Raw genomic sequence first — 25,457 nt, forward strand, 5'->3', positions numbered from 1 at the left:
GATAATCTTTGCAAATACATCTGAAAGATTGGTAAGCCTAAGCAGCGCAAAATAAAACACGATACTGGCTGCAATTACCAGAAAATATGTCATGCCCCTTCCGAACTGCTGCCGAAGCTTTGACGGTCCTTTATTCGTCAGATTCGGACGGTTTCCATAATACCCTCCGGTCTGCTGATTCTGCGTCTGATTCCGATTTTCCTGTGTTTCTTTCATGATTCCCCGATTACCTTTCTGCACATATACTGACATTATAACAATCTCTGCCCAAAAAAGCAAATAAGGATGCAACAAATTTACAATCTGCTGCATCCTTTTCATTTTCTTTATTTACTGTTTGTCGAAACCATCAACTGCACTTAAATGTAGCGCACTCCGTTTCTCCACAATGACAGGCATTGCTTCCTTCTACACTGATCTTTCCTGCATGACATTTGCATTCCTGATTGTACATACACTCTACCGCTTTACAGTCGATATTGCTTGTTGGAGATGCATCCCCGGTTATATTGCTGTAGGTATCACCCTTTCGCTCCTCGAAACTGTCACAGCAGGTCTCATCCGCACGTCTTGCAGAATCTCCTCCTACCTGAATTGAATCCAGATCACAGTAAAAGTTCTTATTATGGGTACAGGTCTGCACCGTACATTTTAATTCTGGCATACAAATACCTCCTTTTCGTTTATTCCTCAGAAGTAGTATCTGCATCCATCTCAAAAATATGCATAAATATCAATCTGCTCTTCCGGCTATTTCGATGCGCTTCGGACGCTTCCTCCATCCGGATGAAGACCGGACCATCCGGTCTGTGCCATACTGCCAAGGCGTAGCATGTCTTCTCTTCCAATCTCAAAGCCAAATACATCCTGATTCTGCTTCATTCTTTCCATAGCAGAAGATTTGGGAAGCGGAACTACATTTCTCTGAAGCGCATAACGGATACAGAGCTGTGCAACCGAAACACCATAGCGTTCCGCCATTTCCATAAGCATTGGATGATTCAAAAGAGAACTTCTGCCGATCGGGCTCCAGGCCTGCACCAGGATATCCTGCTCCTGGCAGTAACGAACCGTAAACTCCTGTGTATATCCGGGGTGAAACTCGATCTGATTCACCGCCGGTCTCACTTCACAGTTCTCCAGCAGATTTTCAATATGGTAAGGCAGGAAATTGCTGACACCGATTGCCCGGACTTTTCCATCACGGTATAACTCCTCCATTGCTCGCCAGGTATCTATATCCAGCTTCTTCCAGTCCTGATATCCATCCTCCGGAAGCGGCCAGTGGATCAGATACAGATCCAGATAATCCGTTCCCAGATTCTTAAGAGTCTCCTCAAATGCCTGTTTCGTCTCATGATATCCCATCTCTGTTTTCCAGAGCTTGGAAGTCAGGAACAGTTCTTCCCTTGGAATTCCCATCTCACGAATGGATTCGCCAAGAAAAGCTTCCGTTCCATAAAATGAAGCTGTATCAAAATACCGGTATCCGGCCTTGATCGCCATTTTCAGAACTTCGGTATCACTTCCGTCCGCCGTCTTATAAGTACCAAAACCTACACAGGGGTTCTTCACACCATTATTCAGTACGAATCCATCCTGCATACTATGCAATTCTGTCATTCGCCTTCTCCTCAACTATTTACCACAGCATTTTTTATATTTCTTTCCGCTTCCGCACGGACACGGATCATTACGTCCGATCTTCTTCTCCTTACGGATTGTTCCGGATTCTTTCTGCTCCTTATAAAGAGCTTTCAGCTCAGCCTCTGTGAAAATCTCTTTCCACTGTGGCAGTTCATACAGCCAGTCAGCCTTTGCTGCTACCATGTTTTTATAAAGAAGAGCCTTGTCATATACCAGGTTCAGCTCTGTTGTCTCATCCATTGTCTCAATCGGGTTTGGCTCTATCAGGCTGTCATTGATTCCATCCATGAAGCCCACCATAGTCATAACGTCACGACCATATTTTTCCGCCAGCTGTGGCAGAGTTCCGCGAACCTCTTCGTCCGGATGAGAGAGAAGATCCTCATAAATCTCCTTTTCGATCTGGAAATAGGTTGCCCAGAATCTCTGAAGCTGATTCTTATCAGCCTGTTCGTTATATGCGGTTGCTCTCCATTTTTCTAATAATGTATGACTCATATCAATATACTCCTTTGTATCTTTATTTATTTTGCACGCCCTATTATATAACATTTTGTCATTTTTTCAAAGCTTTCTTTTGCATTTTTACTCCATTCCAGATATAATTGTCCTGTACTCATCACAGGAGGTGATAACGAAATGAAAAAGACAAAACGAATTCTTGCTCTTGTCGGCGCAGCACTGCTCATCATATTGTATGGAAGTACTCTCTTTTTTGCACTCACAGATCATTCCGAAACTATGGGGTTTTTCAAGGCATCCATTGTATGTACCATCGTTGTTCCTGTGCTGATCTACGCCTATACTCTCGTCTACCGGATCACCCGGAAGGATGACCGGAAGTTTCCCGACGACAATTCCGATGATACAGTTTAGCTCATTATTAATATTCAGGTACGCCTCACATATACAGCCCTGCCAGAATCCACGCAGGGCTTTTTTCCTGCATTTTCTTCATCTTACTCTTTTCATTTCTTTTCATTTTCCGTCTTTTGTCCAGATATTCTTCCATGGAAATAATTTCCTGATAACCGTTTCTTTTGTCGACTTCTTTCTTTGTCTCCTGTTCCATACCAATTACCTCCATTTCTACTAATTATTTATACCCTCTAAACCTTCTCCTGTGTTTCCCCGCCCTATTATTCTATGCTCTCCTTCCTGCAAATATGTCTGCTTTCGCCATTTTTTATTTACATTCTTTTAATACTTCTAAAATAAACTCATATGTACGTCTAAATGACTCGATTTCCAGGCGCTCATTTACAGAATGTACATCGTAAAGATTGGATCCGAAGCAAACGATATCAAGGTCCGGATTCTTTTCAATGAACATACCGCCTTCAAGGCCACCGTGTGTAAGGTATACAGATGGTTCCTTTCCGTACATTTCCATATATTTCTTAACCATGATCTGACGAAGTTTTGAATCTTCTTTATAAGCCCATGCCGGATAATCGCCAAATGTTTCACACCATCCGCCTACAAGCTCCGCCCACATTTCCATCTTTTCTTTCATGGCCTCTAATTTAGATTTTACAGAGCTTCGAACCTGATATTCAACCCATACATTTCCATCGTCCGTCTTAAGGATACCCGTATTAAGAGATGTTTCAACGTATTCACGGAAGGAACGGTCATATGCCTGTACTTCGTCCGGTGCACCGAAAAGATAGGAAATAATCTTGCAGGTTGCATCTGCATCCATTGCCTGCACAGCTGCCTCACCTTCATCTGCCACCTCCAGCACCATACCGTCTTCATCTCCGCCATATTCTGCTTTCAGAACCGGTTCATATGCTTTAAAACGTGCAATAAATTCATCGGCGTGTTCCGGTGCGACGATCAGCTCTGCTGAAGTACACTGAGAAATTGCATTTGCAGCTACCCCACCATTGATATTAATGAGATTAAAATCCAGATCCCTGGAAAGGTTATAGAGAACACGTCCCATTAATTTGTTAGAGTTTGCAAGCTGCTTCTGGATTTCCACACCTGAGTGGCCGCCTGTCAATCCCTTTATGGTAACACTTACCTTTTTTCCGGTCTCTTCCACAAGTGTATATGGAATATGCACTCTGCAGATAAATCCTCCGGCACATCCCACAACGAATTCCCCTTCTTCTTCCCCGTCAATGTTCATAACCATTTTTCCTTTAAAAAGGCTCATATCTATTGTCTTTGCACCATTCATGGACTGTTCTTCATCAGCGGTAAAAAGTGCTTCAATCGGCGGATGCGGAATATCCTTACTTGCAAGGATTGCCATTGTTAATGCTATGGCAACACCATCATCTCCGCCAAGAGATGTGTTTTTTGCACCTACTTTTCCATTTTCCACAAAAAGCTCAAGTGGATCTTTTGAAAAATCATGTGTACTGCCTTCTGTTTTTACAGCAACCATATCCAAATGTCCCTGCATGATTACCGGATCGGCGTTTTCATATCCCGGTGTTCCGGGTTTCTTAATTACCACATTATAAGCTTCATCCTGATAACATTCCAGCCCCAGATCCTGAGCAAATTTCATACAGTAATCACTTACTGCTTTACAGTTGTATGTAGCCCTCGGGATTTTGGTAAGCTGTTCAAAATAATACAGTGCCTCTTTTGGTTCATAGTTTGTTAATACGTCCATTGTTAGTTCTCCTCTCGTACCTCTTTTTCATACCTGTGGCATGCCTGTTTCCAGCCTTTCACCCCAAAAAACTGGAATCATCTGCCATCTTTTCTATATTATTATAGCTCAAACTCAGAGGCAAGTACAGGATGAATAAAACAAAGAAAAAAGAAGCCATGCATATGCACAGCCTCTTCATCATCCTTAACGGTAAATGATATCTTCTCTTCCCGGTCCATTGGAAACCATGGTAATCGGATATCCAATCTGTTCTTCAATAAATTCAATATATTTCCGGCAATTTTCCGGCAGTTCTTCATATTTCCTGATTCCACGGATATCGCATTTCCATCCCGGAAGTGTCTTCAGAACCGGTTTTGCCTTTTCCAGAAGATGTGTTGTCGGGAATTCGGTTGTAACCTCTCCGTCAATCTCGTAGCCCACACATACCGGAATCTCATCCAGATATCCCAGTACATCAAGTACCGTAAATGCCACATCTGTAGTTCCCTGCAGTCTGCATCCATATTTGGAAGCGACGCAGTCGAACCATCCCATACGTCTCGGACGTCCGGTAGTAGCACCAAACTCTCCGCCATCTCCACCACGGCGTCTCAGCTCATCTGCCTCTTCTCCGAAAATCTCACTTACAAATGCTCCTGCTCCTACCGCGCTGGAATATGCCTTGCATACGGTAATCACCTGCTTAATCTCATACGGAGGAATACCGGCTCCGATCGCACCATATGCCGCCAGAGTAGAGGAGGATGTTACCATCGGATAAATTCCATGATCCGGATCCTTCAGAGAACCAAGCTGACCCTCTAACAGGATTTCCTTTCCTTCTTTCAATGCATTGTGAAGGAAGAGGGATACATTACATACATACGGCTCAACCATCTTTTTATATTCCTGAAGCTCCTGATACAGATCATCCGGATTAATCAGCGGTTTGTGATACAGATGCTCAAGAAGAACATTCTTCTGCTCTGCCACACGTACTACTTTTTCCTTTAACAGTTCATCATCAAACAGCTCACTTACCTGAAAGCCGATCTTTGCATATTTATCTGAATAAAACGGCGCGATTCCGGACTTTGTAGAACCAAAGGATTTTCCTCCCAGACGCTCTTCTTCATATGCATCAAAATTCTTATGGTATGACATTACCATCTGCGCACGGTCTGAAACCAGAATCTTCGGCATCGGAACACCTTTATCCAGAATAGACTGAATTTCACCAAATAATACCGGAATGTCCAGTGCCACACCATTTCCGATAATACTGGTTGTATGATCATAAAACACTCCCGAAGGCAGCGTGTGAAGTGCAAACTTACCATAGTTATTTATAATTGTGTGTCCGGCATTAGCTCCTCCCTGGAAACGAACAATAATATCCGCTTTTTCTCCCAGCATATCTGTAATCTTTCCTTTGCCTTCGTCACCCCAATTGGCTCCTACTACTGCTTTTACCATAACGATTCCTCCTGTGTGTCGTCTCTGTTTTGTTTATTCGATGATAATAATTTCTAAAACCACTTAAGCATTATACAATATTTTTTCCGTATTGTACATGACTATTTTGCACGAATAAAATAAATAATTTTACATCAATGGAGCAAATAATCGAAGGACATGTCCTGCTACCTTCAGATGCAGCGGCTGTTTCTTCACTTCGATCAGACTTACCTTGTGACAACGCTTCAGTGTATTCTGGAAATCCTCTTCCACATCCTTCACCACTGCATTGTCATAAATAAATACACCGCACTCAAAATGCAGATAGAGACTGCGGTAATCCAGATTAATCGTTCCTACCGTTGCCGTATCATCATCGGAGACAAACACCTTGGCATGCACAAATCCCGGCTCATACTCATAGATCTGAACGCCAGCCTTGATCAGTTCTCTGTAATAAGTCTTCGCCACCGCAAATGCATACCATTTATCCGGGATATGAGGCATGATGATAATCACCTCTATGCCACTTTTTGCAGTCCTGGTAAGAGTAGTGATCATCTCATTATCCAGAATCAGATACGGCGTCATGATATGTACATATTTTTTCGAATGATTCAGTATGTGGAAATACACTTCCTCACCCACGTTTTCGTTATCAAACGGACTATCACCATATGGCAGCACATAGCCCAGATTCGGATCTGTCATCGGTCTCTTTGGCGTCAGATATCTCTGATAATTGTCCTGCTGTCTCTCATCTACGTTCCACATCTGAAGAAAGAGCATGGTCAGACTCTGAACGGCATCTCCTTTCAGCATGATGGCAGTATCCTTCCAGTGTCCGAATCTCTCTTTTTTATTAATATACTCATCGCCAAGATTCACGCCGCCGGTAAATCCTGTTTTTCCATCAATTACACAGATTTTTCTGTGATCACGGTTATTCTGTACCGTAGACAGGAACGGGCGGATAGGGCTGACCATTTTACATTTGATCCCGTATCTTTGAATTTGTTCAGGATAATCATACGGGAGCATGGAAATAGCACACATGCCATCATACATAAAGCGCACCTCCACACCCTGGGCCGCCTTATCAATCAGGACATCCAGGATAGTCTCCCACATATACCCTTCCTCTACGATAAAATATTCCATAAAAATGAATTTTCTTGCTTTTTTCAATTCCAGGATTAATGCTTCAAATTTATCTTCTCCCAAAGGAAAATAGGTGACTTCGGTATTTCGATAAGTCGGGAAGCCCAGAGGTCCGGAAAGAAAGTGGGCCAGATTAGCATTTGCCGGTTTGCTCTCCCGAAGCGCATCCATAACCTCAATATCCTGCTGCATATAAGGATCCGTCTCCAGTTTCAGCGTAGCAAGCCGCTCGCCCATCCATCTCGATCCAATCTGATTTTTTACAAAAATATATCCAAGAGTTCCTACCGCAGGAGATGCCATAACACACAGCATCCACGTCATCTTAAATGCGGGATTCCCCTCTGAATTAATAATATAGATCAACACAACAACACCAAGAACGGTAAACGATCCGTGAATAAAAATCATGTATTCCTGCAAAATCTCCGATGTGACCACAAAAAGTCCCAGCTGCAGAAGAATCAGCAGGAGAAATATACCCGCCCGGCTGAATATAATTCTCTGAATCCCTTTTTTTGCTTTACCCGATGCCTCTATCATTCCGTAAAACCCCCTTCACAAAACCTTCATCTCCAGTTTAAATAATAATTATATCACAACATTTTATTTATCACAAGAACGCCAGTTTCCTTTATAATTATTTAATACTTTTTGGCTTTCTTTTTTCGTCAAAAAGTATTACAATATGTAGTAACGTACATGCTAACCGAAAGAAAGGAGTCATGCATATGTCTAAATGGAGCAAACGTTTATTAGGGCTTGCTGCTATGGGTAGTGCCATCGCAGGTCTTGTCTACTATCTGAAGAAATCAGATTCTCCGAAAGAGGAGGAAACGACAGACGATTTTGAAGATGAGGATTTCGATCTTGATCATGATTTAAAACCTGTTTCTGATCGTGAATATGTGCCATTGAATACTCAGCCTAAGACTGAAGAAGCTGTTAAAGATGACGAAGCTGAAGAAGCTGATGTTGAGGCTGATGTTGAGACTGAAGAAGCTAAAGAAGAAGTTGAAGCTGCAGAGGAAGCTGTAGAAACCGAAGAAAAAGCTGAGGAAACTGAGGCAGAGAACGAAGAAGCATAGTTTTCTCTAAGGGTATTACACGGGGAAAAAAATAGATTACGCATCAGCGTAATCTATTTTTTTGTGCGGCAAACCGCATTAAAACCCTCTATTTAGTGCGCCAGATATTACATAGTATCTTACACGCTTCCTGAATCTGTTTTTCTGTCAGATTCGCATATCCCAACAGGACAGTTGACTTCTCCTGTGTATCCTTTCGCGCAAAATAATCCGAAAGTCCATAGACACGAATATCTTCTTTTTCCGCCCGGGCAATCAGTTCCTGTTCCGTCATTCCATTAACAAAGGTCAGAAGGAGATGTACTCCCGCATGCTCTCCCGATATACAGCATTGACCGGAAAGCGGTTTTAACCCCGCAATCAGCTGATCATGACGACTTTTATACAGTGCACGGGTCTTATTCAGATGACGTTCGTAATAACCCTCTTCAATAAATCTCTGGACAATCAACTGATCCACCTTGGAAACCGTAGAATTCACAAAGCGGCAGTTCGCCTCATAGTTCTTCAAAAGCGGCCTGGGCAGTACCATATAGCTAAGGCGAAGAGCCGGTGCAATAGATTTGGAAAATGTTCCCAGATACACCACTTTCTCATGCCGGTCATATCCCTGAAGAGCCGGTATGGGTTTTCCCTTGTATCGAAATTCACTATCGTAATCGTCCTCAATAATGTATCTGCCATCTGCATCATCTGCCCACCGCAAAAGCTCCATCCGCCTTTTAATCGGCATTACGATTCCCGTAGGATACTGGTGGGACGGAGTCACATAGGCAATATCTGCATCTTCTCCCCGCAGTTCTTCCACTTTCATACCATAGCGGTCCATATCTACAGGAACCACTTTATATGACAGACTTCGAAAAAGCCGGTAAGCCTGTTTATATGTCGGATTCTCCACTGCAACTATATGCTCTCTGCCTAAAATGGCACACAGAAGCATCAGAAGATAATCACTTCCAGCTCCTACAATAATCTGTGAGGGCGTACAGTTTACCCCTCTCGCCTGGTACAGATAGGTGCAGATAGCTTTACGAAAACTGTATTCTCCCATGGAATCTCCGGAGCGGAACAACTCCACCCTGTCATCTGAAAGGATTTCCCTGGACAGCTTTCTCCATGCATTATATGGAAAACTCTTCAGATCCACTCCATTCGGTGTAAAATCATAGCGGTATTTCCTTTTGGATTCCTGTTGCTTCTGTTCCGTATCCGGCGAAACTTCCATCGCATCCAGGTGATAGAGTTCCTCGATCTGTGCCACATAATAGCCACGGCAGGGTTCCGTCTCCACATATCCTTCTGACAGAAGCTGCTCATATGCAAGCTCTACCGTGCTTCTACTTACTTCCAGATGTCTGGACAGAGCCCTTGTGGATGGCAGCTTCTCTCCGTATGGAATCTTACCACTCTGAATATTCTCCTTGATATACTGGTATATCTGTTCATAAAGCGGCGCTTTATCCTTTGATTTCAGATTAATCGTCAGTTCATTCATTCTCTGTTATTTCGGCAACTTAAAGGAACTCTTCAGAGATACAATACGATTAAATACCAGTGCATCCTCCTTAGAATCCTTAGCATCAATACAAAAATATCCGTTTCTCACAAACTGGAAGCTGTCATATGGCTTTGCGTCATCAAAGCTTGGCTCCACGAAACAGTTCTTACGAACCTCCAGTGAATTCGGGTTCAGATTCATAGAACCATCCTCTTCATTATAGACACCTTTTTCTTCATCGATCAGATTCTCATACAGACGCACTTCCACCTGTTTTGCATATGGAGCAGGTACCCAGTGAATGGTTCCCTTCACCTTTCTGCCTGTAAAGCCGGTTCCACACTTTGTCTCCGGATCATAAGTACAGTGTACCACCGTTACATTACCATTTTCATCCGTCTCATAGCCTTCGCATTTCACAAAATATGCATGCATCAGGCGAACTTCGTTGCCAGGGAACAGACGGAAGTATTTCTTCGGAGGCTCGATCATAAAGTCATCGCGTTCAATATAAAGTTCCCGACAGAACGGAACCTTTCTCTTGCCCAGTTCTTCATTCTCCAGATTATTATCCACATCAAGGTACTCTACTTCCCCTTCCGGATAATTATCGATCACAAGTTTGATCGGATCCAGAACAGCCATCATTCGCGGACGCTTCATCTTCAGATCCTCACGGATACAGTACTCCAGCATCGCATAATCTACAGAACCCTGTGCCTTGGATACTCCGCAGAGATCCACGAACATCTTCAGTGACTCCGGTGTAAATCCTCTTCTTCTGAGGGCAGCAATGGTCACAAGACGCGGATCATCCCATCCGTCCACAACACCATCCTGTACTAACTTCTTAATATAACGCTTTCCGGTAACCACATTTGTAAGATACATCTTAGCGAACTCAATCTGTCTCGGTGCCGGGTCAAACTCACACTCACGAACCACCCAGTCATAAAGTGGACGGTGATCTTCGAATTCCAGAGTACAGATAGAATGTGTGATTTTCTCTACAGCATCTTCAATCGGATGTGCAAAATCGTACATTGGATAAATGCACCATTTGTCACCTGTGTTATGATGGCTCATATGTGCCACACGGTAAATAACCGGATCACGCATATTAATGTTCGGAGATGCCATATCAATTTTTGCACGGAGAACCTTCTCTCCATCCTTATATTTTCCTTCCTTCATCTCCTCAAACAGACGCAGGTTCTCTTCAACGGAACGGTCACGGTACGGACTGTTCTTTCCAGGCTCTTTCAGAGTTCCACGATATTCTCTCATCTCTTCCGGAGTAAGGTCACATACGAATGCCTTACCTTTCTTAATCAGCTTTACCGCACATTCATACATAATATCAAAATAATCTGAAGCAAAATACAGATGATCCTTAAAATCGGCTCCCAGCCATTCAACATCAGCCTTAATGGACTCAACGAATTCCGTATCCTCCTTCATAGGGTTCGTATCATCAAACCGAAGGTGGAAAGTTCCATTATATTTTTTTGCCAGTCCGGAATTCAGCAGAATGGACTTAGCATGTCCGATATGCAAATATCCGTTCGGCTCCGGTGGAAAACGGGTACACACCTCTGAATAAACACCCTCCGCCAGATCTTTATCTATTTCCTGTTCAATAAAATTTTTAGAAACCACTTCTTCTCCCATGGCGCCCTCCCTGAAATTTTAGTCTAATCATGTGTTTTATCTTATCATACTTCTAAAAGTTCGACAATACCGTAGAATTATTTTCATTTTCCCATTGACAAACCACCACTTTGTATTGTATATTAATCACGTTGCATATGAAATATGCGTGCTGTCGTGGCTCAGTCGGTAGAGCGTCGCCTTGGTAAGGCGGAGGTCGGCGGTTCGATTCCGCTCGACAGCTTTCAAATGAGTGTTGCATTTTAATTTAGTTAAGATGTGATGCTCTTTTTTTGCGCATTCTGTGTTATCTCTTCTTCCCACTCTGGCGGATCACACCAACAGTAACTGCTGCAATTCCCGACATTCCCACGAATAGAAATAACAGAATTCCCCGTCCTCCTGTGGCCGGTAAGGAAAAGCCTTTCTGATTTTTTACCGCCACCGTAGATATACCGGAAGTGCTGTCCAATCTTGTCACAAATATTCCCTGTGTTTCCAGTATGTCTTTATCATTCACCTTAAGAGTATGGCCTCCCGAAGCGATTCCATTTGTTTTACTGGCTGTAATCTCTATTTTAACCGGATTCGTAAGCAGTGTATAACCGGCAGGCGCCTTCGTTTCCTTCAGATAATAAACACCCTCATCCAACCGTTCAAAATTCAGGATACCGGTCTCATCCGTCGTCTTTGCCACACCGATCTGCCTGGTCAGCGCAGCGTCTTCATATAGCTCAAACTGCGCACCATTTAAGGCCTGATTGGAACCGGCATACTTCTCCACCCGGATTCCAAAACTGTATACCCGTATTTCCGAAGATTCTGCCGTCGCCTCTGTTCCCGGTTTACTGTTGTAAACCAAAACCGCCTTATTCGGATTTCCGGCTGTTCCCATCACTGCCCGGTCTGTTACCTTGGCATAATAGGTTACTTCAACATGGCTTCCCGTATTTGCTTTAATATAAGCATTCTGGAAAGAAATGACCAGATCCGCCTCGTTACCTGTCTTATTTTCGGCTGCCATCGTATATGTAGTGTCTGACGCTAACACCGGAGCGTCTCCTACTTTAACTGTGATCCCGTGAGTTCCATCATTTTGAACCTCCAGCCCGTCACTCATAATATCCCGTATTTCAAATACAGGGCTTTCATAATTATCTGTGTAATCCGGAATCTCCGCTGTCACAACATATTGTACAAAGTCATCGGCCGCCACACTTCCATCTACCGTATCCGCAAGCTTTTTGTGAATGGATATCTCCCCGCTCTTTGGCATAACCTCTACATCGTAAACCCACTGTGTTCCCTCTGCTCCGGTCTCATAATTATCGGCAGACGGAATCGCTACAAGGAAGGGGCTGCCCGCAATGTATCCGGCAGGCGCCTTCGTCTCCACTACCAGATAATAGCCAAGTGGGAGACTGAAAAATTCACAAATACCTGTTCCTGATGTTGCTTTCGTTTGTTCTGCTTCCGCATTCACCGATGCTGCCTCCAGATCCACCGCAAGGGCATCCAACTCCTCTGCCGAATATTCTCCCAGAAGCTGATCCGGCTCTACTCCCTGCAGAACATCCCGGAAGGCATCTTCTTTTTCATAGGCAGCAAATTCTCCGGATGCTGTCCCCGGTGTCAGACTCATGATCCTGTAAATGGAGTATTTCGCTCCTCCAAGTGGTGTACGCTCCGGAGTGTTATCCGTCCGGATAATCTTCAAACTTCCGGTCGATGCCGTACCATCAATGACAGTATTACCGGCTGCCCGTGCCGTTACTGGCATCAGGAATCCGAATCCCACCATCAGTGTCCCCATCAAAAATAAAACCATGATACCTGCTATCCATCTCACTGTCTTTTGCTTTTTCTTCATATTCATCATCCTCCTTTTTTAATACACAATGTTGTTATGGTTTTTCACTAATACAAATATAATCTTCACTTCATGTCCGTCTCTCTCCTCCCCTCTGTTTTATTCAGAAGCGCCAGCAATATTCCCATCCACCCAAGGAGGGCTATCGTTGCCGCGATCCACCAGTACTGTATCCACCAGCCTTTCTTTCCTTCCCGAAATGCCGCATCCCTTAAGGAATCCTCATAAGGGATCCTCCTTCCATGCACATACATTCGATGAGTGTTAATCCCATAAGGAGTACAGGTAACCAAAGTTGCCAGATCCTCACCTTCGCAGATTGCCAGTGATTCCGTCTGATCCGGCCGCACAATCTCAGTCTCCGTCACCTCATAAGCCAGGATTTCCTGAAGAAAGTGGATAAAAAATACATCTCCCGCCTTCATCTGATCCAGATCAGTGAACATCCTGCAGTCCGGCAGCCCACGATGTGCCGATATAACTGTATGGGTCCCGGATCCTCCCGTGGGGAGAGATGACCCTTCCAGATGCCCGGCTCCTTTCTGCAGTACAGCCTGAGATGTTCCCTGATATACCGGCAGGGATACACGTATCTTCGGTATCTCGATCAGAGCCATCACATCATCCTCCCCTGCATCTTCCAGTAGAACCGGTTCCGGATCTCCGGTTCCACTGGCAAGCCTCCGATTATATTCCACCGCCTGCTCCCACTGTGCCTCCCAGTCCTCTCTGGCATTTTTCGTCCTGCTCTTATAATTCAGCGCCACCTCACCCTGCACCCATTCGTTATACAAGCGCGCCACAAAAGGGTAATCCATAACAGCGATACACAGGATAAATATCACACAGCAGGTAATTGTTCCTCTATTTAATCTCAGTTTCTTTTCTTCCACCGTCCCACCCTCTCTTCATCGTCACACCAGCTGCCGTCATCAAACTTCCAAATATCAAAGCAAGATATATTTGCATTTCCGGACTGTCTCCGGTTTTCGCCCCTTTATCCCAGATTTCATTGACAGTTTTTTCTGTATAATTGCTTACCTTCGGTGCGATTCGAGGATGATATTCCCATCCTCCATCTATGTAATAGGGCAGAAATACAAGAAATGGCTCTATTTCTATATCGGATGGATAATCAGACTGTATGACCAGATAGACTCCCGGGCTCATTGACTCAAAACATAGCTTTCCTTCCTGATCCGTACACCCTTCCCTGATGAGAGTCGACAGAGACAGTGCGGATCTGAACCTTCGGGCTGCCTCTCTTTGCTGCCCGGCCAGATACAGTTGATTCAAATCCACACCCAGATATTGATAGACATTCATCAGACGGTATCGAAGTTCCCCTTCCATCTCTGCTTCTCCGATCCGATAGACCTGAAACCCGTAATTTCCCTTCATCATCCCGGTATCCTGTAATTCCAGCGTAATACTGCACAACCATTCAGCGTTCTCTTTCGCAGAACAGATACAGACACTGCAGAAAAATGCAATCAGAACGAATCCAAGCGAAAACAGGTTTTTTTCTTTTTTATTTCTTTTCATACACTTACCTTTTCTAATTGATTTTATTTTATGTAAATCTCTTATTGCACGTATTATATTACATAATTCACCGCTTTTCAATAGTTTACATATATTTTTATGTAAATTAATTTAAATAACAAAAAAACGGCTCGAATAATTTTCTCATTCAAACCGCTTTCTCTAAATCTTATCTTTATTCAGTTAATGCCCCATCTCTTCTACTATTTTTTCTGCTTTGTTCTTAATTCTCTGCAGGGCATTATCTACCGTTTTGGGGCTTTTATCCAGAAGACCGGCAATCGTTCTGTAATCCGTACCCAGAAGATGCAGATACAGAACCCTTTTTTCAAGCTCACTGAGCTGAGCATCCAGCTCCTCCTCCAGATTCCGGATATTCTCTTTGCTCAGCAGGATTTCCTCCGGATTGGTCTCTCCGCCCGCTTCTATAGTGTCCAGCACTCTCTCGCTTTTTTCTCCCTCCGCTTTATCATATAATGACACATAGGAATTCAGAGGAAGATGTTTCTTCCGCTTGGAAGCTGTAATCGCACTGTACATTTGTCTGGTAATACACAGCTTCGCAAAGCTGTAAAATGACACATTCTGATTTACATCATAATCCTGTACCGCTTTAAAGAGCCCGATCATCCCTTCCTGAATCAGGTCATCATTTTCCCCGCCCAGAAGATAGACTGCCTTGGCTTCCCTGCGCACCAGACCTTTATATTTTTCCATGATATAATTCATAATCTCCTTCTCACCATTCTGAAGATTACGAATCAGCTGTTCATCCGTCATGGTCTCATAATTTGCCATATTATTTCCTCATATTCCAAATCTTTCCCTTCAGGATGCCAGAGTGAACCAGCGCCCTACCGGGTAAGTCTCTGACGCACGATCTCGTATGCCAGAACTCCCGCTGCCACCGACGCATTCAGAGAATCAATGTCACCTTTCATAGGGATGCTTGCCACAAAATCACAGGTCTCTCTCACGAGACGGCCGACACCCTCTCCCTCATTTCCAATCACCAGACCAATGGGGCCTTTCAGATTCAGCTGATACATGGACTCTCCACCCATGTCCGCGCATACAAACCACAGGCCTTTTTCCTTCAGCTCTTCCATAGTCTTCACCAGGTTCGTCACCTTGGCAACCGGAGTATAGTTTAGCGCTCCTGCAGATGTCTTTGCCACCGTTGCTGTCAGTCCCACTGCACGGCGCTTGGGAATAATGACTCCATGCGCACCTGCAAGATTGGCGGTACGGATGATTGCTCCCAGATTGTGCGGATCCTCAATATTATCCAAAAGAATGAGAAATGGATCTTCCCCGCGCTCTTTTGCAAGTTCCAGCATGTCCTCAACTTCCGCATATTCATAGGCTGCCGCATGGGCGATCACTCCCTGATGCTTTCCCGTCTCGGACAGCTGAGCCAGTCGCTCCTTATCCACGAACTGTATAATCGTGTCATGCTTCTTCGCTTCCCGCACAATCGTCCGGATGGGTCCGTCCTGACAGCCATCCAGCACATACAGTTTATCAATCGGTCTTCCGGAGCGAAATGCCTCCAGTACCGCATTACGTCCTTCTACAACAAGTCCGTTTTCCTCTGTATTCTTAAACGTTCGCTTTTCACCCATATTTATTCTCCATCTTTTTCTGTTAAATGATTTTCTTCCAGCGAATCCAGTCCGATCTTCACCAGCTCCAGAATCCGCTTCCATTCCTTTTTCAGATACAGATAACCGATCAGCGCCTCAAATCCGGTTGCACGGCGGTAATCCGTCACCGACTGATTTTTCGCCGGAGTAACCGTCCTGGAATTTCTCCCCCGCTTATATACCGCATGCTCCTCTTCCGTCAGATGATCCTGAATCTCCCGCATCATCTGTGACTGGGAGGATGCCTGCACGATCCGGCTGGTCTCTCTGTGAAGCTTCTGTACCTGCTTATTTCCCTGATTCAGAACCAGGCTCTTAATAATCAAATCAAAGACGCAGTCTCCGATAAATGCCAAAGCAAGAGGTGAATATGTGTGAATATCCACCTCCTGCATATGGAACATCTCCTGCATCAAGGAATCAAACTGCCATTCTATGCCTTTTTCCATTTTACTCCTTCTCGGGTATCTTCCAGAATAATACCTTTTTCCAGTAATTCATTTCTAATTGCATCCGCACGGGCAAAGTTCTTCTCTTTCCGTGCTGCCTGACGTTCTGCGATCAATGCCTCGATATCCTCTGCCAGAAGTTCCTCTTTCTTATCCACAATCAGACCAAGCACATCTGTAAGCTTCACAAGCAGATCAAGCAATGCCTTTGCGTACTCTTTAGAAGAGACTTCAGCCTTTGCAGTTGTATTGGCATATTTAACCAGGTCGAAGACTGCTGCGATCGCATCAGCTGTATTGAAATCATCGTCCATTGCATCCTCAAATGCCTTTACATACTCCTGCGTCTTCTCCAGTGCTTCCTTCTCTGCATCCGTCATCTCAGCTGCTGCCGCATTTTCCATAATATATTTCAGGTTGGCTGCCGCATTGACAATTCTCTCCAGACCATTCTTAGAAGCTTCCATCAGATCAGCACTGAAATTCAGCGGACTTCTGTAGTGAGCGCTCAGCATGAAGAAACGCAGGACCTGAAGATCATACTGCTCACTGATCTCACGAACGGTGCGGAAGTTGCCCAGAGATTTACTCATTTTACGGTTATCGATATTTAAAAATGCATTGTGCATCCAGTATTTTGCAAATTCTTTGCCGTTTGCCGCCTCACTCTGAGCGATCTCATTTTCATGGTGTGGAAATACCAGATCTTCTCCACCTGCGTGAATATCAATCTGCTCACCTAAATATTTCTTGGACATAACAGAACACTCAATATGCCAGCCCGGACGACCGTCGCACCATGGTGACTCCCATGCAGGTTCTCCCTCTTTCTTCGGTTTCCAGAGTACAAAATCCAACGGATCTTCCTTCTCGTCCTCACCGCTTACCAGGAGGGAACGGTTACCGGAACGCAGATCATCCAGATTCTTGTGGGAGAGTTTTCCATAATCTTTGAACTGTCTGGTACGGAAATATACCGTTCCGTTCTTCTCATACGCATAGCCTTTTTCAATCAGAGTACCGATCATATCTACCATGCCGCAGATCTCCTCTGTAGCCAGAGGATGCTTGGTTGCAGGCTTAATATTCATTCCTTCCATATCCTTCTTGCATTCTGCAATATAACGTTTGGAGATCTCATCAGCAGACACACCTTCTTCGATTGCCTTTTTGATAATCTTATCATCCACATCTGTAAAGTTGGATACATAATTTACATCATAACCCTTGTATTCGAAATATCTGCGCACCGTGTCAAATACGATCATCGGTCTCGCATTTCCGATATGAATAAAGTTATAGACGGTAGGTCCGCAGACATACATCTTTACCTTTCCTTCCTCTACCGGAACAAATTCTTCTTTTCTTTTGCTCATTGTGTTATAAAGTTTCATGTTCGTCCTCCTGTTTTTTCTCTATATTTTTCATGCATTTTTCCAGTTCATTTACCCGTTTTAAAAGACGGACATTATCGTCCTGCAATGCCCGGATATCATTACTGATCGGGTCAGGCAGATGCACCTGATCCATGTCTGAGCGGGGGATTTTCTGATCCCCCATCTTGACGATACGTCCCGGCACTCCAACAACAGTACAATTCGGCGGCACTTCCTTCAGCACGACGCTTCCGGCACCGATTTTGGAATTTTCACCGATGGTAAAGGAGCCAAGGATCTTCGCTCCGGCGCTTACCATTACATTATCCTTCAGGGTCGGATGACGTTTGCCCTTTTCTTTACCCGTTCCTCCAAGGGTCACACCCTGGTAAAGAGTTACGTTATTGCCGATTTCTGTGGTCTCTCCTATAATAACACCGGTTCCGTGGTCAATAAAGAGTCCTTTTCCAATCTTTGCTCCCGGATGAATCTCAATTCCTGTTTTTCTTGCTGCCCGCTGAGATATCCACCGGGCCAGAAAATAATGTTTCTTCATATAAAGCTTATGAGCTACCCGATAGCTCATGATAACCTTGAAACTGGGGTAAAGGAATACTTCCATATTAGACTTGATCGCCGGGTCGCGTTCCTTAATAACCTGCAGTTCCTCCTTCACGTATTTTAATAATCCCATTCAGAATAACCTCCTTTTCCTTACTTTCATGAGTGAAATCCCAGATACTGTTTGCGGTCACTTCGTGAGCTTCGCTCACTCAGTCGCAGGTGCCCTGCAACTATCCGTATGAATCTCCCGGGATTTGCGCAAGCACAATCTCGGGATTTTCATCCGGATGACCGCAATCTCTACCAGACGAAAAAACGTCTCTTACGCCACACAGCGTAAGAGACGAAATAATCCGCGGTTCCACTCTTATTAGAGAACTTTTCAAAAAAGCCCTCCACTCCTTTGCATTTAACGCATGCCCTACGTACCCGGCTACTGGTCGTTCTTCGCCGGATCGACTCCCGGATGCACTTCACAGGTGTGTTCCTTAAGATTGCTTTCAGCCGGTGACAATCTCTCTCTGTCAGTTCCAGAATCCCGTTACTCTTTCCGTTCTTCGTCTTTACCAAATATCACTATAGACTATACTATGTGAAAAACGGGATTTTGTCAACCATTGTTTAAAATCCATCAATTATGTACTTTTATTTATGCCTTTTTCAACAAAAACTGAATTTCAACCTTGAAAAGGTCTGCCTCTGTCTCTATCCGAAATTTTCCTTTCTGAAGCTCCGTAAAGCTTTTTGCAATTGCAAGGCCAAGTCCGCTTCCTTCCGTATTTCGGGATGCATCTCCCCGAACGAAACGCTCTGTAATCTCATCCGGATTGAAATTTAATTCTTCTCTGGAAACATTCTTCATCCGTACAACCGCCATCCCATCGCACTCCAGTATCTCTACGTAGGCTCTCGTATGCGGAAGTGCATATTTTGAAATATTTACCAGAAGATTTTCAAATATGCGGTAAGTTTTCTGGCTATCCAGAGATGCAATCAGCCTTTTTTCCGGATAAATGCACCTGAATTCGATGTCTGTGTCCCGAAATCTCTCTTCCGTCTCAAGCTTCACCTGTTTAAAAAGACTTACAACATCCACATCGACAAGGTTCAGAATCGCAGTCTCGCTGCTGGCTTTACTGATCTCAAACAGATCTTCAATCAGTACCTTAAGCCGGAGAGACTTCCGCTCCAGCACGTCAATATATTCCTTTTTCTTCCCTTCGTCCTTTTCCTCTTTCAGCAGATTCACGTAGGTAATGATGGCTGTCAACGGAGTCTTCAGATCGTGGGAAACATTGGTAATGAGCTCCGTCTTCATCTTCTGGCTCTTCACCTCCTCATTTACCGCCTGTTTAAATCCCTTCTGAATCTTCTCTATTTCCGGTTTGAAAGGATTGAAAATTCCCAGATCCTCCCTGATCTCCACGTCCAGATTACCGGCTGCAAGCTGCCCGGTTGTTTCCAGAAGGAGTGCATATTTCCTCTGTACGTCCTGATAATATTTCCGAAGGATAAAAAAGAGAATAACCGAGTAAATAATCAGTGCCAGGATTCCAAAAAACCACATGGTACAGACAGCAGCCAGGATTCCAAAGTTGCATACAACAATCTTCACAATCGTCTTTGTACCGTCCTCCCGAAGATCAATATTTGCCAGGGAATGATAGGCTCTCCTGCATCCATTTCGTATCTTTTCAACACAGAACTTCAGTCCCCGCCTGATAGCTGAAATCACCCGGCGCCAGTAACGTCCGATGAGGCATCTCTCCTTCAGATATCTCTTCACACCCATCCTGCTTACAGGGCTTAAACAGGCCGATCCCCAGTAAATCAGAGCAAACAATGTCGCCCATATGAGGAAATCTGATCCGTCGGCTCTGCCGTCATTTCGATAAACAAGCCAGCCCATATTTTCAGCCACAATGGTGATGACTATCATAAGTACTATGGCAGCCACTTCTAACGGTGCCCGGAATATGATTTCATTTCCTGTTTCCCATGAGCGAAAACACGGATAAACCCACGCCGTCGCTGCCACCAGCAAAAGGAGAATCATGATTAGATTTGCCATATTATCGGAAGGGTGAATTCCTTCCAATGTCCAGTCTGCCAGATACTCGTTCAGATTCTCCTCTGTCATCGCAAAAATATAGGTCCGGTTTCTCGGCATTCCTGCATTTCCTGTGTCTTCCGCATATTCCTCTGTTGTTATTTCTCCATCCTCATTGTTCATCGTACTCAGAAAACTCTGGATTGCCTGTCTGAGTACCCTGCCCTGCTCTGATTCATACTCTCCCTGTTTCAGTCCCACCACGGGAATTCCATTTTCATCATAGATCATGACCATCCCGATTGCGAAGTCCTCATCATAAAGCCGGCTTTCGGAAAGCTCTCCCTGGGTGGAATTAACCGTGCTTCTCTCCACCGTCTCCCGGTTTTCATCCAACACAACGTAATCCAGATATGGATAGAACGCCTCATATTCACTCACCATTCCCGAATATTCGGATCTTATCTCATCTGACGATTTCCCATTTTCCGTATTGTAAAGAATATAGCTGGCCTCTGCAAAACGACTCAGGAACTCTTCCGATGTCACCGCATCATGCTTTTCCTGCTGCATGGCGCTTTGCTGCTCATTACTCCATCCCCGATACTGTGAAACCACCACAGAAGCCGCCAGTAATATGGTTGATAAAATAACAATAACCGCTAATTTATGCCTGTTTTTCAATTTTGTATCCAACACCCCACACCACCTTCAAATATTTCGGTTCTTTCGGATTAATCTCAATCTTCTCACGGATATTTCTCACATGTACCATGATGGTATCCGTATTCACCGCCCGCTCATTCCATACCCGTTCGTAGATTTCTTCTGTGGAAAATACTCTTCCCGGGTTTTTCATAAGCAGCAGCAATATCTTGTATTCAATGGGAGTCAGCTTCACCGCCTCTCCATCCACCGTAACCTCTACGGTATCCTCATTCAGCTCCAAACCGCCGATCGTATGTATATTGGCAGTCTCCGCCTTATCTCCCAGCTTTTCCAGGAACTTCCGGTAACGGCGAAGCTGGGAATTCACCCTGGCAAGAAGTTCCATCGGTGTGAACGGCTTCGTAACATAGTCATCCGCTCCCATGTTAAGCCCCATGATCTTATCTACCTCTTCTGATTTTGCAGACAGGAAGATAACCGGAAAATCATATTTTTCCCGAAGTTTCACCGTCATGGCAATCCCGTCCATCCTCGGCATCATAACATCCACAATGGCCAGATGAATGTCTTCCCGCTCTATCACCTCAAGTCCTTCCACTCCATCCGCCGCCTGGAACACCACATATCCCTGGCTCTTCAGATATATCTCAATGCCTTCGCGGATTTCCTTGTCGTCTTCCACCACCAGCACATGATTCACTTCCATAACAATCCCCCCTGATTTTCTTTTATCTGTAAATACTATAACCTATAAATCTTAAGAGAAAAACCTGAGAATTCTAAAGATTTTCTAAAGGGTAGGGGACGGTTCTCTGTCCTGGTTCCGTCAACTGAACCAGGACAGAGAACCGTCCCCTACCCTTTTATACAACTTCATTCAAATATATCTGAGACAGAGGCACAATCTTCTCCATCTCACCCTTCATCCGCTCTGACATCTGCACGCCTTCTTCTTCGCACACCTCGTCCACACTCTTGGCACCAAAAAGAAGACTCGCAAGTGCTGCCACAGTAATTGTTCCCTCGCTGTTCTCGGGCTTACTGTCCATCATCATTACTCCCGAAAACTCTGTTCCGGTGATAGTTACACAACGGTTATTTTCCGGAATAATCGGATCTGTAATCTGAAAGCATGCTGCCATAAGGCTTTTGAGCCTTACCGACATGAGCATTCGACGAACATCCACAATCCGTACCATAATCTTCGGTTTTTCAGATTTCGGCTCTTCTTCATCCGGATAGTACAGACGACAATCTGTAATCTCACCATTTTTCCGATATATCATAAGACTTCCGCCGTCACTTCCACATTCCCGAATAAGACGCTGATAATAAGCTTCGTCTCTTCTTGCAAATATCTGATATTTGCCGCCAAGCATATAATTCGCCCATTGCGCTAGAGCCTCACAGTCCGCCTCCACGGCTTTGGACACTTCCATTCCTTCTTCTGTTTCTCCAGGTTGGTAATATTTTATATCCTGCTCATATACGGTTCTGAAATCATGCGGCAGATAAATTTTCTCCGCTGCAGGCATAAGATAAGTAAAGGTCTCACCCGCCTGATACATATCCTGAAGCGCCCGTTTTATAAGGGCAGACATGAAACCTCTTTTCCGGTACTCTTCTTTCGTAGCCACCGCCACAATATAGTGAGCCTGTTTTTCATTTCCGTTTACCAGAATGGTATAGGGATTCAGATGAAGCATGGCACAAAGCTTTCCATCTTCTTTCACTGCATAAATCTGATTATCCTTCGTTTTCTCCGTATAATAATAGTCGACAAATGCCTTACTGTCTTCGGAAAATATTTCTTCATATAGTTCCCGGGTCATCTGGCGTTCACTATTATCTAATTTGTATATATCCATCTTTTCTTCCCAAGCCTTTCCGTTATCTGTCTGAATGAGGGCATCCGTTGCACCCTGCGCATCCGCGCTCTTCATCCGTTGCAACCGCATAACTGTAATTTGCAATAGTCTCGAGGCATGCTATCGCCTGGGAAGAAATTCCTTCCCCTGATCCGGTAAAGCCAAGTCCTTCTTCTGTCGTTGCCTTAATATTAATCTGATCCACATCAATATGCAGAGCATCCGCCACATTTTTTCTCATCTGCTCAATGTGCGGTGCCATCTTCGGCCGCTGTGCAATAATGGTAGCATCAATGTTGCCGATTACATACATTTTCTCATCAATCAGCCTTCCTACATGTTCCAGAAGCTTTATACTGGATGCGCCTTTATATTTTGGATCCGTATCCGGAAAATGTTTCCCGATATCTCCAAGTGCTGCCGCGCCCAACAAAGCATCCATAATTGCATGCAGAAGCACATCCGCATCCGAATGACCCAAAAGTCCTTTCTCGTAAGGAATGCTGACCCCACCCAGAATCAGGTCTCTTCCTTCTACCAGTTTATGAACATCATATCCCATGCCAATACGCATATCTATTCCTCACTTCCATCAATTATTTTCCCCCGCCATTCGCATACCATAACATTACCATTTTATGATTATTTTATCAATGCAATTATTTTGCCCGGTTCCTGCTGTGTTTACAACACAGTTGTTCCTGTGATACAATATTTTCACAATAAGAAATATAAAGGAGCGATTGTTATTATGGTAGATTTAATGAAACTTCAAAATGGCAGTGACGTAAGAGGTGTTGCCGCTGAAGGTGTAGAAGGCGAAGCTGTAAATCTTACCCCTGATGCTGTGAACTTAATCGGACAGGCTTTTGTACAATGGTTATCCAATCGTACCGGAAAAGAGGCAAAAGATATTCGAATCGGTGTCGGACACGATTCCCGTATTACTGCTGAAAAAATGAAAGAAGCTTTCTTCCAGGGGCTTTTCACTGCAGGTGCTTCCGTCTATGACTGCGGTCTGGTTTCCACTCCATCCATGTTCATGACGGTGGTCTTTCCGGAATTTGCCTTTGACGGTTCTGTTATGATTACCGCAAGCCACCTTCCATTCAACCGAAACGGTCTGAAATTCTTTAATCCCGACGGAGGATTGGAAAAAAGTGATATCACCGAGATTCTGACTATCGCAAAGACACTTACCCCTGCTACATCAGACCGGAAGGCAGAAAGCTGCAGAAGTCTTGATGCATACACCAAGAGTCTTCGCAAAAAAATATGTGCAGGCGTAAATGCTGAAGACTATGAGCATCCGTTAAAGGGACTTCACATTGTTGTAGATGCCGGAAATGGAGCAGGCGGTTTCTTCGTAGACCAGGTTCTCGCACCGCTGGGAGCAGACACTTCAGGAAGCCAGTTCCTGGAACCGGACGGAATGTTCCCGAACCACATTCCTAATCCGGAAAACAAACAGGCAATGGAGGCCATCCGCAAAGCTGTTCTTGATAACCATGCCGATCTGGGAATTATTTTCGACACAGACGTAGACCGTATGTCCGCTGTTTTGCCGGATGGCTCCGAAGTGAATCGTGATGCCATTATTGCAATGATGGCTGCAATTCTTGCAAAAGACTATCCGGGCGGTACAATCGTAACTGATTCCGTTACCTCAGACAGACTGACCGTATTCCTGGAAAAAGAGCTTCAGATGAAGCATCATCGTTTTAAACGCGGATACAAGAATGTTATTAATGAGTGCAAACGTTTAAATGAAGAAGGTATTCTGTCACCACTTGCCATCGAAACCTCCGGTCACGGCGCATTAAGTGAAAATTACTACCTGGATGACGGTGCATACATGGCTGTAAAACTTCTGATTGCCGCTGCACTTGCCGCAAAAGAAGGAAAAGCTCTTGGTTCCTTTATTGAAAAACTGGAAAAGGGAATTGATGAACGGGAATATCGTATGAAGCTTACCTGCGAAGACTTCGCATCTTATGGTCAGAATGTTCTGGCACAGTTCGAGGAACGCGCAAAGGCTGCAGGCTACGCTGTAGCACCGAATTCCTACGAAGGAGTCCGCATTTCCTTCGATTCCGAGGATGTAAAGGGCTGGATGCTTCTTCGTCTCTCCCTGCATGATCCTCTTATGCCTCTTAACATGGAAGGTGTGCGTCCGGGAGACTGCGATAAGATGATTGCAATTGTAAGAGAATTACTGAATGGATTTGATAAGCTGGAAGTAATTTAATACTGGCATGGTTTAGAAACACTAAAACATATGAAGGGGCTGCAAAA

24 protein-coding genes, 1 tRNA gene, 1 pseudogene and 1 other annotated feature are annotated in these 25,457 nt (G+C 44.4%); of the genes and pseudogenes, 4 read left to right on the top strand and 22 right to left on the bottom strand.

All coding sequences use genetic code 11. The features are described 5' to 3' along the window. The 4 genes and pseudogenes from ACQRCC_RS03100 to ACQRCC_RS03115 form a co-directional block, all read right to left on the bottom strand. Nucleotides 1–252, bottom strand: a pseudogene (locus tag ACQRCC_RS03100) (AI-2E family transporter); the annotation flags it as partial. Nucleotides 253–349: 97 nt separating this feature from the next. Next, on the bottom strand, nt 350–664 hold the full coding sequence (locus ACQRCC_RS03105; RefSeq protein ID WP_427849343.1) for a DUF1540 domain-containing protein: 315 nt from the start codon (nt 662–664) through the stop codon (nt 350–352). Between the two features lie 86 nt (nt 665–750). After that, nucleotides 751–1,623 carry an aldo/keto reductase gene (locus ACQRCC_RS03110; RefSeq protein WP_427849344.1) on the bottom strand — a complete coding sequence of 291 codons (873 nt, stop codon included), beginning with the start codon at nt 1,621–1,623 and terminating at the stop codon, nt 751–753. A 15-nt stretch (nt 1,624–1,638) separates the two neighbouring features. Continuing rightward, nucleotides 1,639–2,145 (bottom strand): SEC-C metal-binding domain-containing protein, encoded by a 507-nt coding sequence (locus ACQRCC_RS03115; protein ID WP_427849345.1) that lies wholly within the window; start codon nt 2,143–2,145, stop codon nt 1,639–1,641. Nucleotides 2,146–2,286: 141 nt separating this feature from the next. Between ACQRCC_RS03115 and ACQRCC_RS03120 the strand changes: the two genes are divergently transcribed. After that, on the top strand, nt 2,287–2,523 hold the full coding sequence (locus ACQRCC_RS03120; RefSeq protein WP_427849346.1) for a hypothetical protein: 237 nt from the start codon (nt 2,287–2,289) through the stop codon (nt 2,521–2,523). A gap of 25 nt (nt 2,524–2,548) precedes the next feature. Here the strand turns inward: ACQRCC_RS03120 and ACQRCC_RS03125 are convergent, their stop codons facing one another. From ACQRCC_RS03125 to cls, 4 genes are all read right to left on the bottom strand, one after another. Continuing rightward, a complete protein-coding gene (locus tag ACQRCC_RS03125) occupies nt 2,549–2,719 on the bottom strand; it encodes a hypothetical protein (RefSeq protein ID WP_427849347.1) in 171 nt (56 codons plus the stop codon). A 114-nt stretch (nt 2,720–2,833) separates the two neighbouring features. Next, entirely contained in the window at nt 2,834–4,282 is a 1,449-nt protein-coding gene (locus tag ACQRCC_RS03130) for an aminoacyl-histidine dipeptidase (RefSeq protein ID WP_427849348.1), read from the bottom strand. A gap of 186 nt (nt 4,283–4,468) precedes the next feature. After that, nucleotides 4,469–5,743: an adenylosuccinate synthase gene (locus tag ACQRCC_RS03135; RefSeq protein ID WP_427849349.1), complete on the bottom strand. Its 1,275-nt coding sequence runs from the start codon at nt 5,741–5,743 to the stop codon at nt 4,469–4,471. 129 nt (nt 5,744–5,872) lie between these two features. Next, the gene (gene cls / locus ACQRCC_RS03140; protein WP_427849350.1) at nt 5,873–7,429 is read right to left on the bottom strand and encodes a cardiolipin synthase; all 1,557 of its coding nucleotides are present in this window, start codon (nt 7,427–7,429) and stop codon (nt 5,873–5,875) included. 188 nt (nt 7,430–7,617) lie between these two features. On the opposite strand from cls, the gene ACQRCC_RS03145 reads away from it, so the two are divergent. Then, nucleotides 7,618–7,974 carry a hypothetical protein gene (locus tag ACQRCC_RS03145; protein ID WP_427849351.1) on the top strand — a complete coding sequence of 119 codons (357 nt, stop codon included), beginning with the start codon at nt 7,618–7,620 and terminating at the stop codon, nt 7,972–7,974. 88 nt (nt 7,975–8,062) lie between these two features. On the opposite strand, the gene ACQRCC_RS03150 is transcribed toward ACQRCC_RS03145, so the two are convergent. Next, a complete protein-coding gene (locus tag ACQRCC_RS03150; RefSeq protein WP_427849352.1) occupies nt 8,063–9,472 on the bottom strand; it encodes a PLP-dependent aminotransferase family protein in 1,410 nt (469 codons plus the stop codon). 6 nt (nt 9,473–9,478) lie between these two features. Continuing rightward, nucleotides 9,479–11,146: a glutamine--tRNA ligase/YqeY domain fusion protein gene (locus tag ACQRCC_RS03155; protein ID WP_427849353.1), complete on the bottom strand. Its 1,668-nt coding sequence runs from the start codon at nt 11,144–11,146 to the stop codon at nt 9,479–9,481. A gap of 150 nt (nt 11,147–11,296) precedes the next feature. On the opposite strand from ACQRCC_RS03155, the gene ACQRCC_RS03160 reads away from it, so the two are divergent. Continuing rightward, nucleotides 11,297–11,369: transfer RNA gene (locus tag ACQRCC_RS03160), tRNA-Thr, on the top strand. Between the two features lie 63 nt (nt 11,370–11,432). Here the strand turns inward: ACQRCC_RS03160 and ACQRCC_RS03165 are convergent. The 12 genes from ACQRCC_RS03165 to ispF all read right to left on the bottom strand — a co-directional run bounded on the left by ACQRCC_RS03165 (nt 11,433) and on the right by ispF (nt 23,736). Beyond that, the gene (locus ACQRCC_RS03165) at nt 11,433–12,995 is read right to left on the bottom strand and encodes a SpaH/EbpB family LPXTG-anchored major pilin (protein ID WP_427849354.1); all 1,563 of its coding nucleotides are present in this window, start codon (nt 12,993–12,995) and stop codon (nt 11,433–11,435) included. A gap of 65 nt (nt 12,996–13,060) precedes the next feature. Further along, entirely contained in the window at nt 13,061–13,888 is an 828-nt protein-coding gene (locus ACQRCC_RS03170; protein WP_427849355.1) for a class C sortase, read from the bottom strand. Then, nucleotides 13,860–14,540 (bottom strand): hypothetical protein, encoded by a 681-nt coding sequence (locus tag ACQRCC_RS03175; protein WP_427849356.1) that lies wholly within the window; start codon nt 14,538–14,540, stop codon nt 13,860–13,862. Before ACQRCC_RS03175 ends, ACQRCC_RS03170 begins: the two co-directional genes overlap by 29 nt. Before the next feature lie 183 nt (nt 14,541–14,723). Beyond that, on the bottom strand, nt 14,724–15,338 hold the full coding sequence (gene sigH / locus ACQRCC_RS03180; RefSeq protein ID WP_427849357.1) for an RNA polymerase sporulation sigma factor SigH: 615 nt from the start codon (nt 15,336–15,338) through the stop codon (nt 14,724–14,726). A gap of 56 nt (nt 15,339–15,394) precedes the next feature. Next, on the bottom strand, nt 15,395–16,165 hold the full coding sequence (rlmB, locus tag ACQRCC_RS03185) for a 23S rRNA (guanosine(2251)-2'-O)-methyltransferase RlmB (RefSeq protein ID WP_427849358.1): 771 nt from the start codon (nt 16,163–16,165) through the stop codon (nt 15,395–15,397). A gap of 2 nt (nt 16,166–16,167) precedes the next feature. After that, a complete protein-coding gene (locus tag ACQRCC_RS03190) occupies nt 16,168–16,635 on the bottom strand; it encodes a Mini-ribonuclease 3 (protein WP_427849359.1) in 468 nt (155 codons plus the stop codon). Beyond that, nucleotides 16,620–18,029, bottom strand: a complete 1,410-nt coding sequence (gene cysS, locus ACQRCC_RS03195; RefSeq protein WP_427849360.1) for a cysteine--tRNA ligase — start codon at nt 18,027–18,029, stop codon at nt 16,620–16,622. Before cysS ends, ACQRCC_RS03190 begins: the two co-directional genes overlap by 16 nt. Beyond that, nucleotides 18,016–18,705 carry a serine O-acetyltransferase EpsC gene (gene epsC / locus ACQRCC_RS03200; RefSeq protein WP_427849361.1) on the bottom strand — a complete coding sequence of 230 codons (690 nt, stop codon included), beginning with the start codon at nt 18,703–18,705 and terminating at the stop codon, nt 18,016–18,018. The genes cysS and epsC overlap by 14 nt, the downstream gene beginning before the upstream one ends. Nucleotides 18,706–18,911: 206 nt before the next feature. After that, nucleotides 18,912–19,142: a binding site (T-box leader), on the bottom strand. Nucleotides 19,143–19,224: 82 nt separating this feature from the next. Further along, a complete protein-coding gene (locus ACQRCC_RS03205) occupies nt 19,225–21,321 on the bottom strand; it encodes a sensor histidine kinase (protein ID WP_427849362.1) in 2,097 nt (698 codons plus the stop codon). Then, complete coding sequence (locus ACQRCC_RS03210) at nt 21,293–22,000, bottom strand: response regulator transcription factor (protein ID WP_427849363.1); 708 nt, start codon at nt 21,998–22,000, stop codon at nt 21,293–21,295. Before ACQRCC_RS03210 ends, ACQRCC_RS03205 begins: the two co-directional genes overlap by 29 nt. Nucleotides 22,001–22,157: 157 nt before the next feature. Then, nucleotides 22,158–23,237 (bottom strand): GNAT family N-acetyltransferase, encoded by a 1,080-nt coding sequence (locus ACQRCC_RS03215; protein ID WP_427849364.1) that lies wholly within the window; start codon nt 23,235–23,237, stop codon nt 22,158–22,160. Then, nucleotides 23,185–23,736 carry a 2-C-methyl-D-erythritol 2,4-cyclodiphosphate synthase gene (gene ispF, locus ACQRCC_RS03220; protein ID WP_427849365.1) on the bottom strand — a complete coding sequence of 184 codons (552 nt, stop codon included), beginning with the start codon at nt 23,734–23,736 and terminating at the stop codon, nt 23,185–23,187. Before ispF ends, ACQRCC_RS03215 begins: the two co-directional genes overlap by 53 nt. A gap of 177 nt (nt 23,737–23,913) precedes the next feature. Between ispF and ACQRCC_RS03225 the strand changes: the two genes are divergently transcribed. Next, nucleotides 23,914–25,410: a phosphomannomutase/phosphoglucomutase gene (locus ACQRCC_RS03225; protein WP_427849366.1), complete on the top strand. Its 1,497-nt coding sequence runs from the start codon at nt 23,914–23,916 to the stop codon at nt 25,408–25,410. The last annotated feature ends 47 nt before the right edge of the window (nt 25,411–25,457 follow it).

The sequence above is a fragment of the Sporofaciens sp. SGI.106 genome (genome assembly GCF_050314255.1).
In the GTDB taxonomy this organism is placed as follows: domain Bacteria; phylum Bacillota; class Clostridia; order Lachnospirales; family Lachnospiraceae; genus Claveliimonas.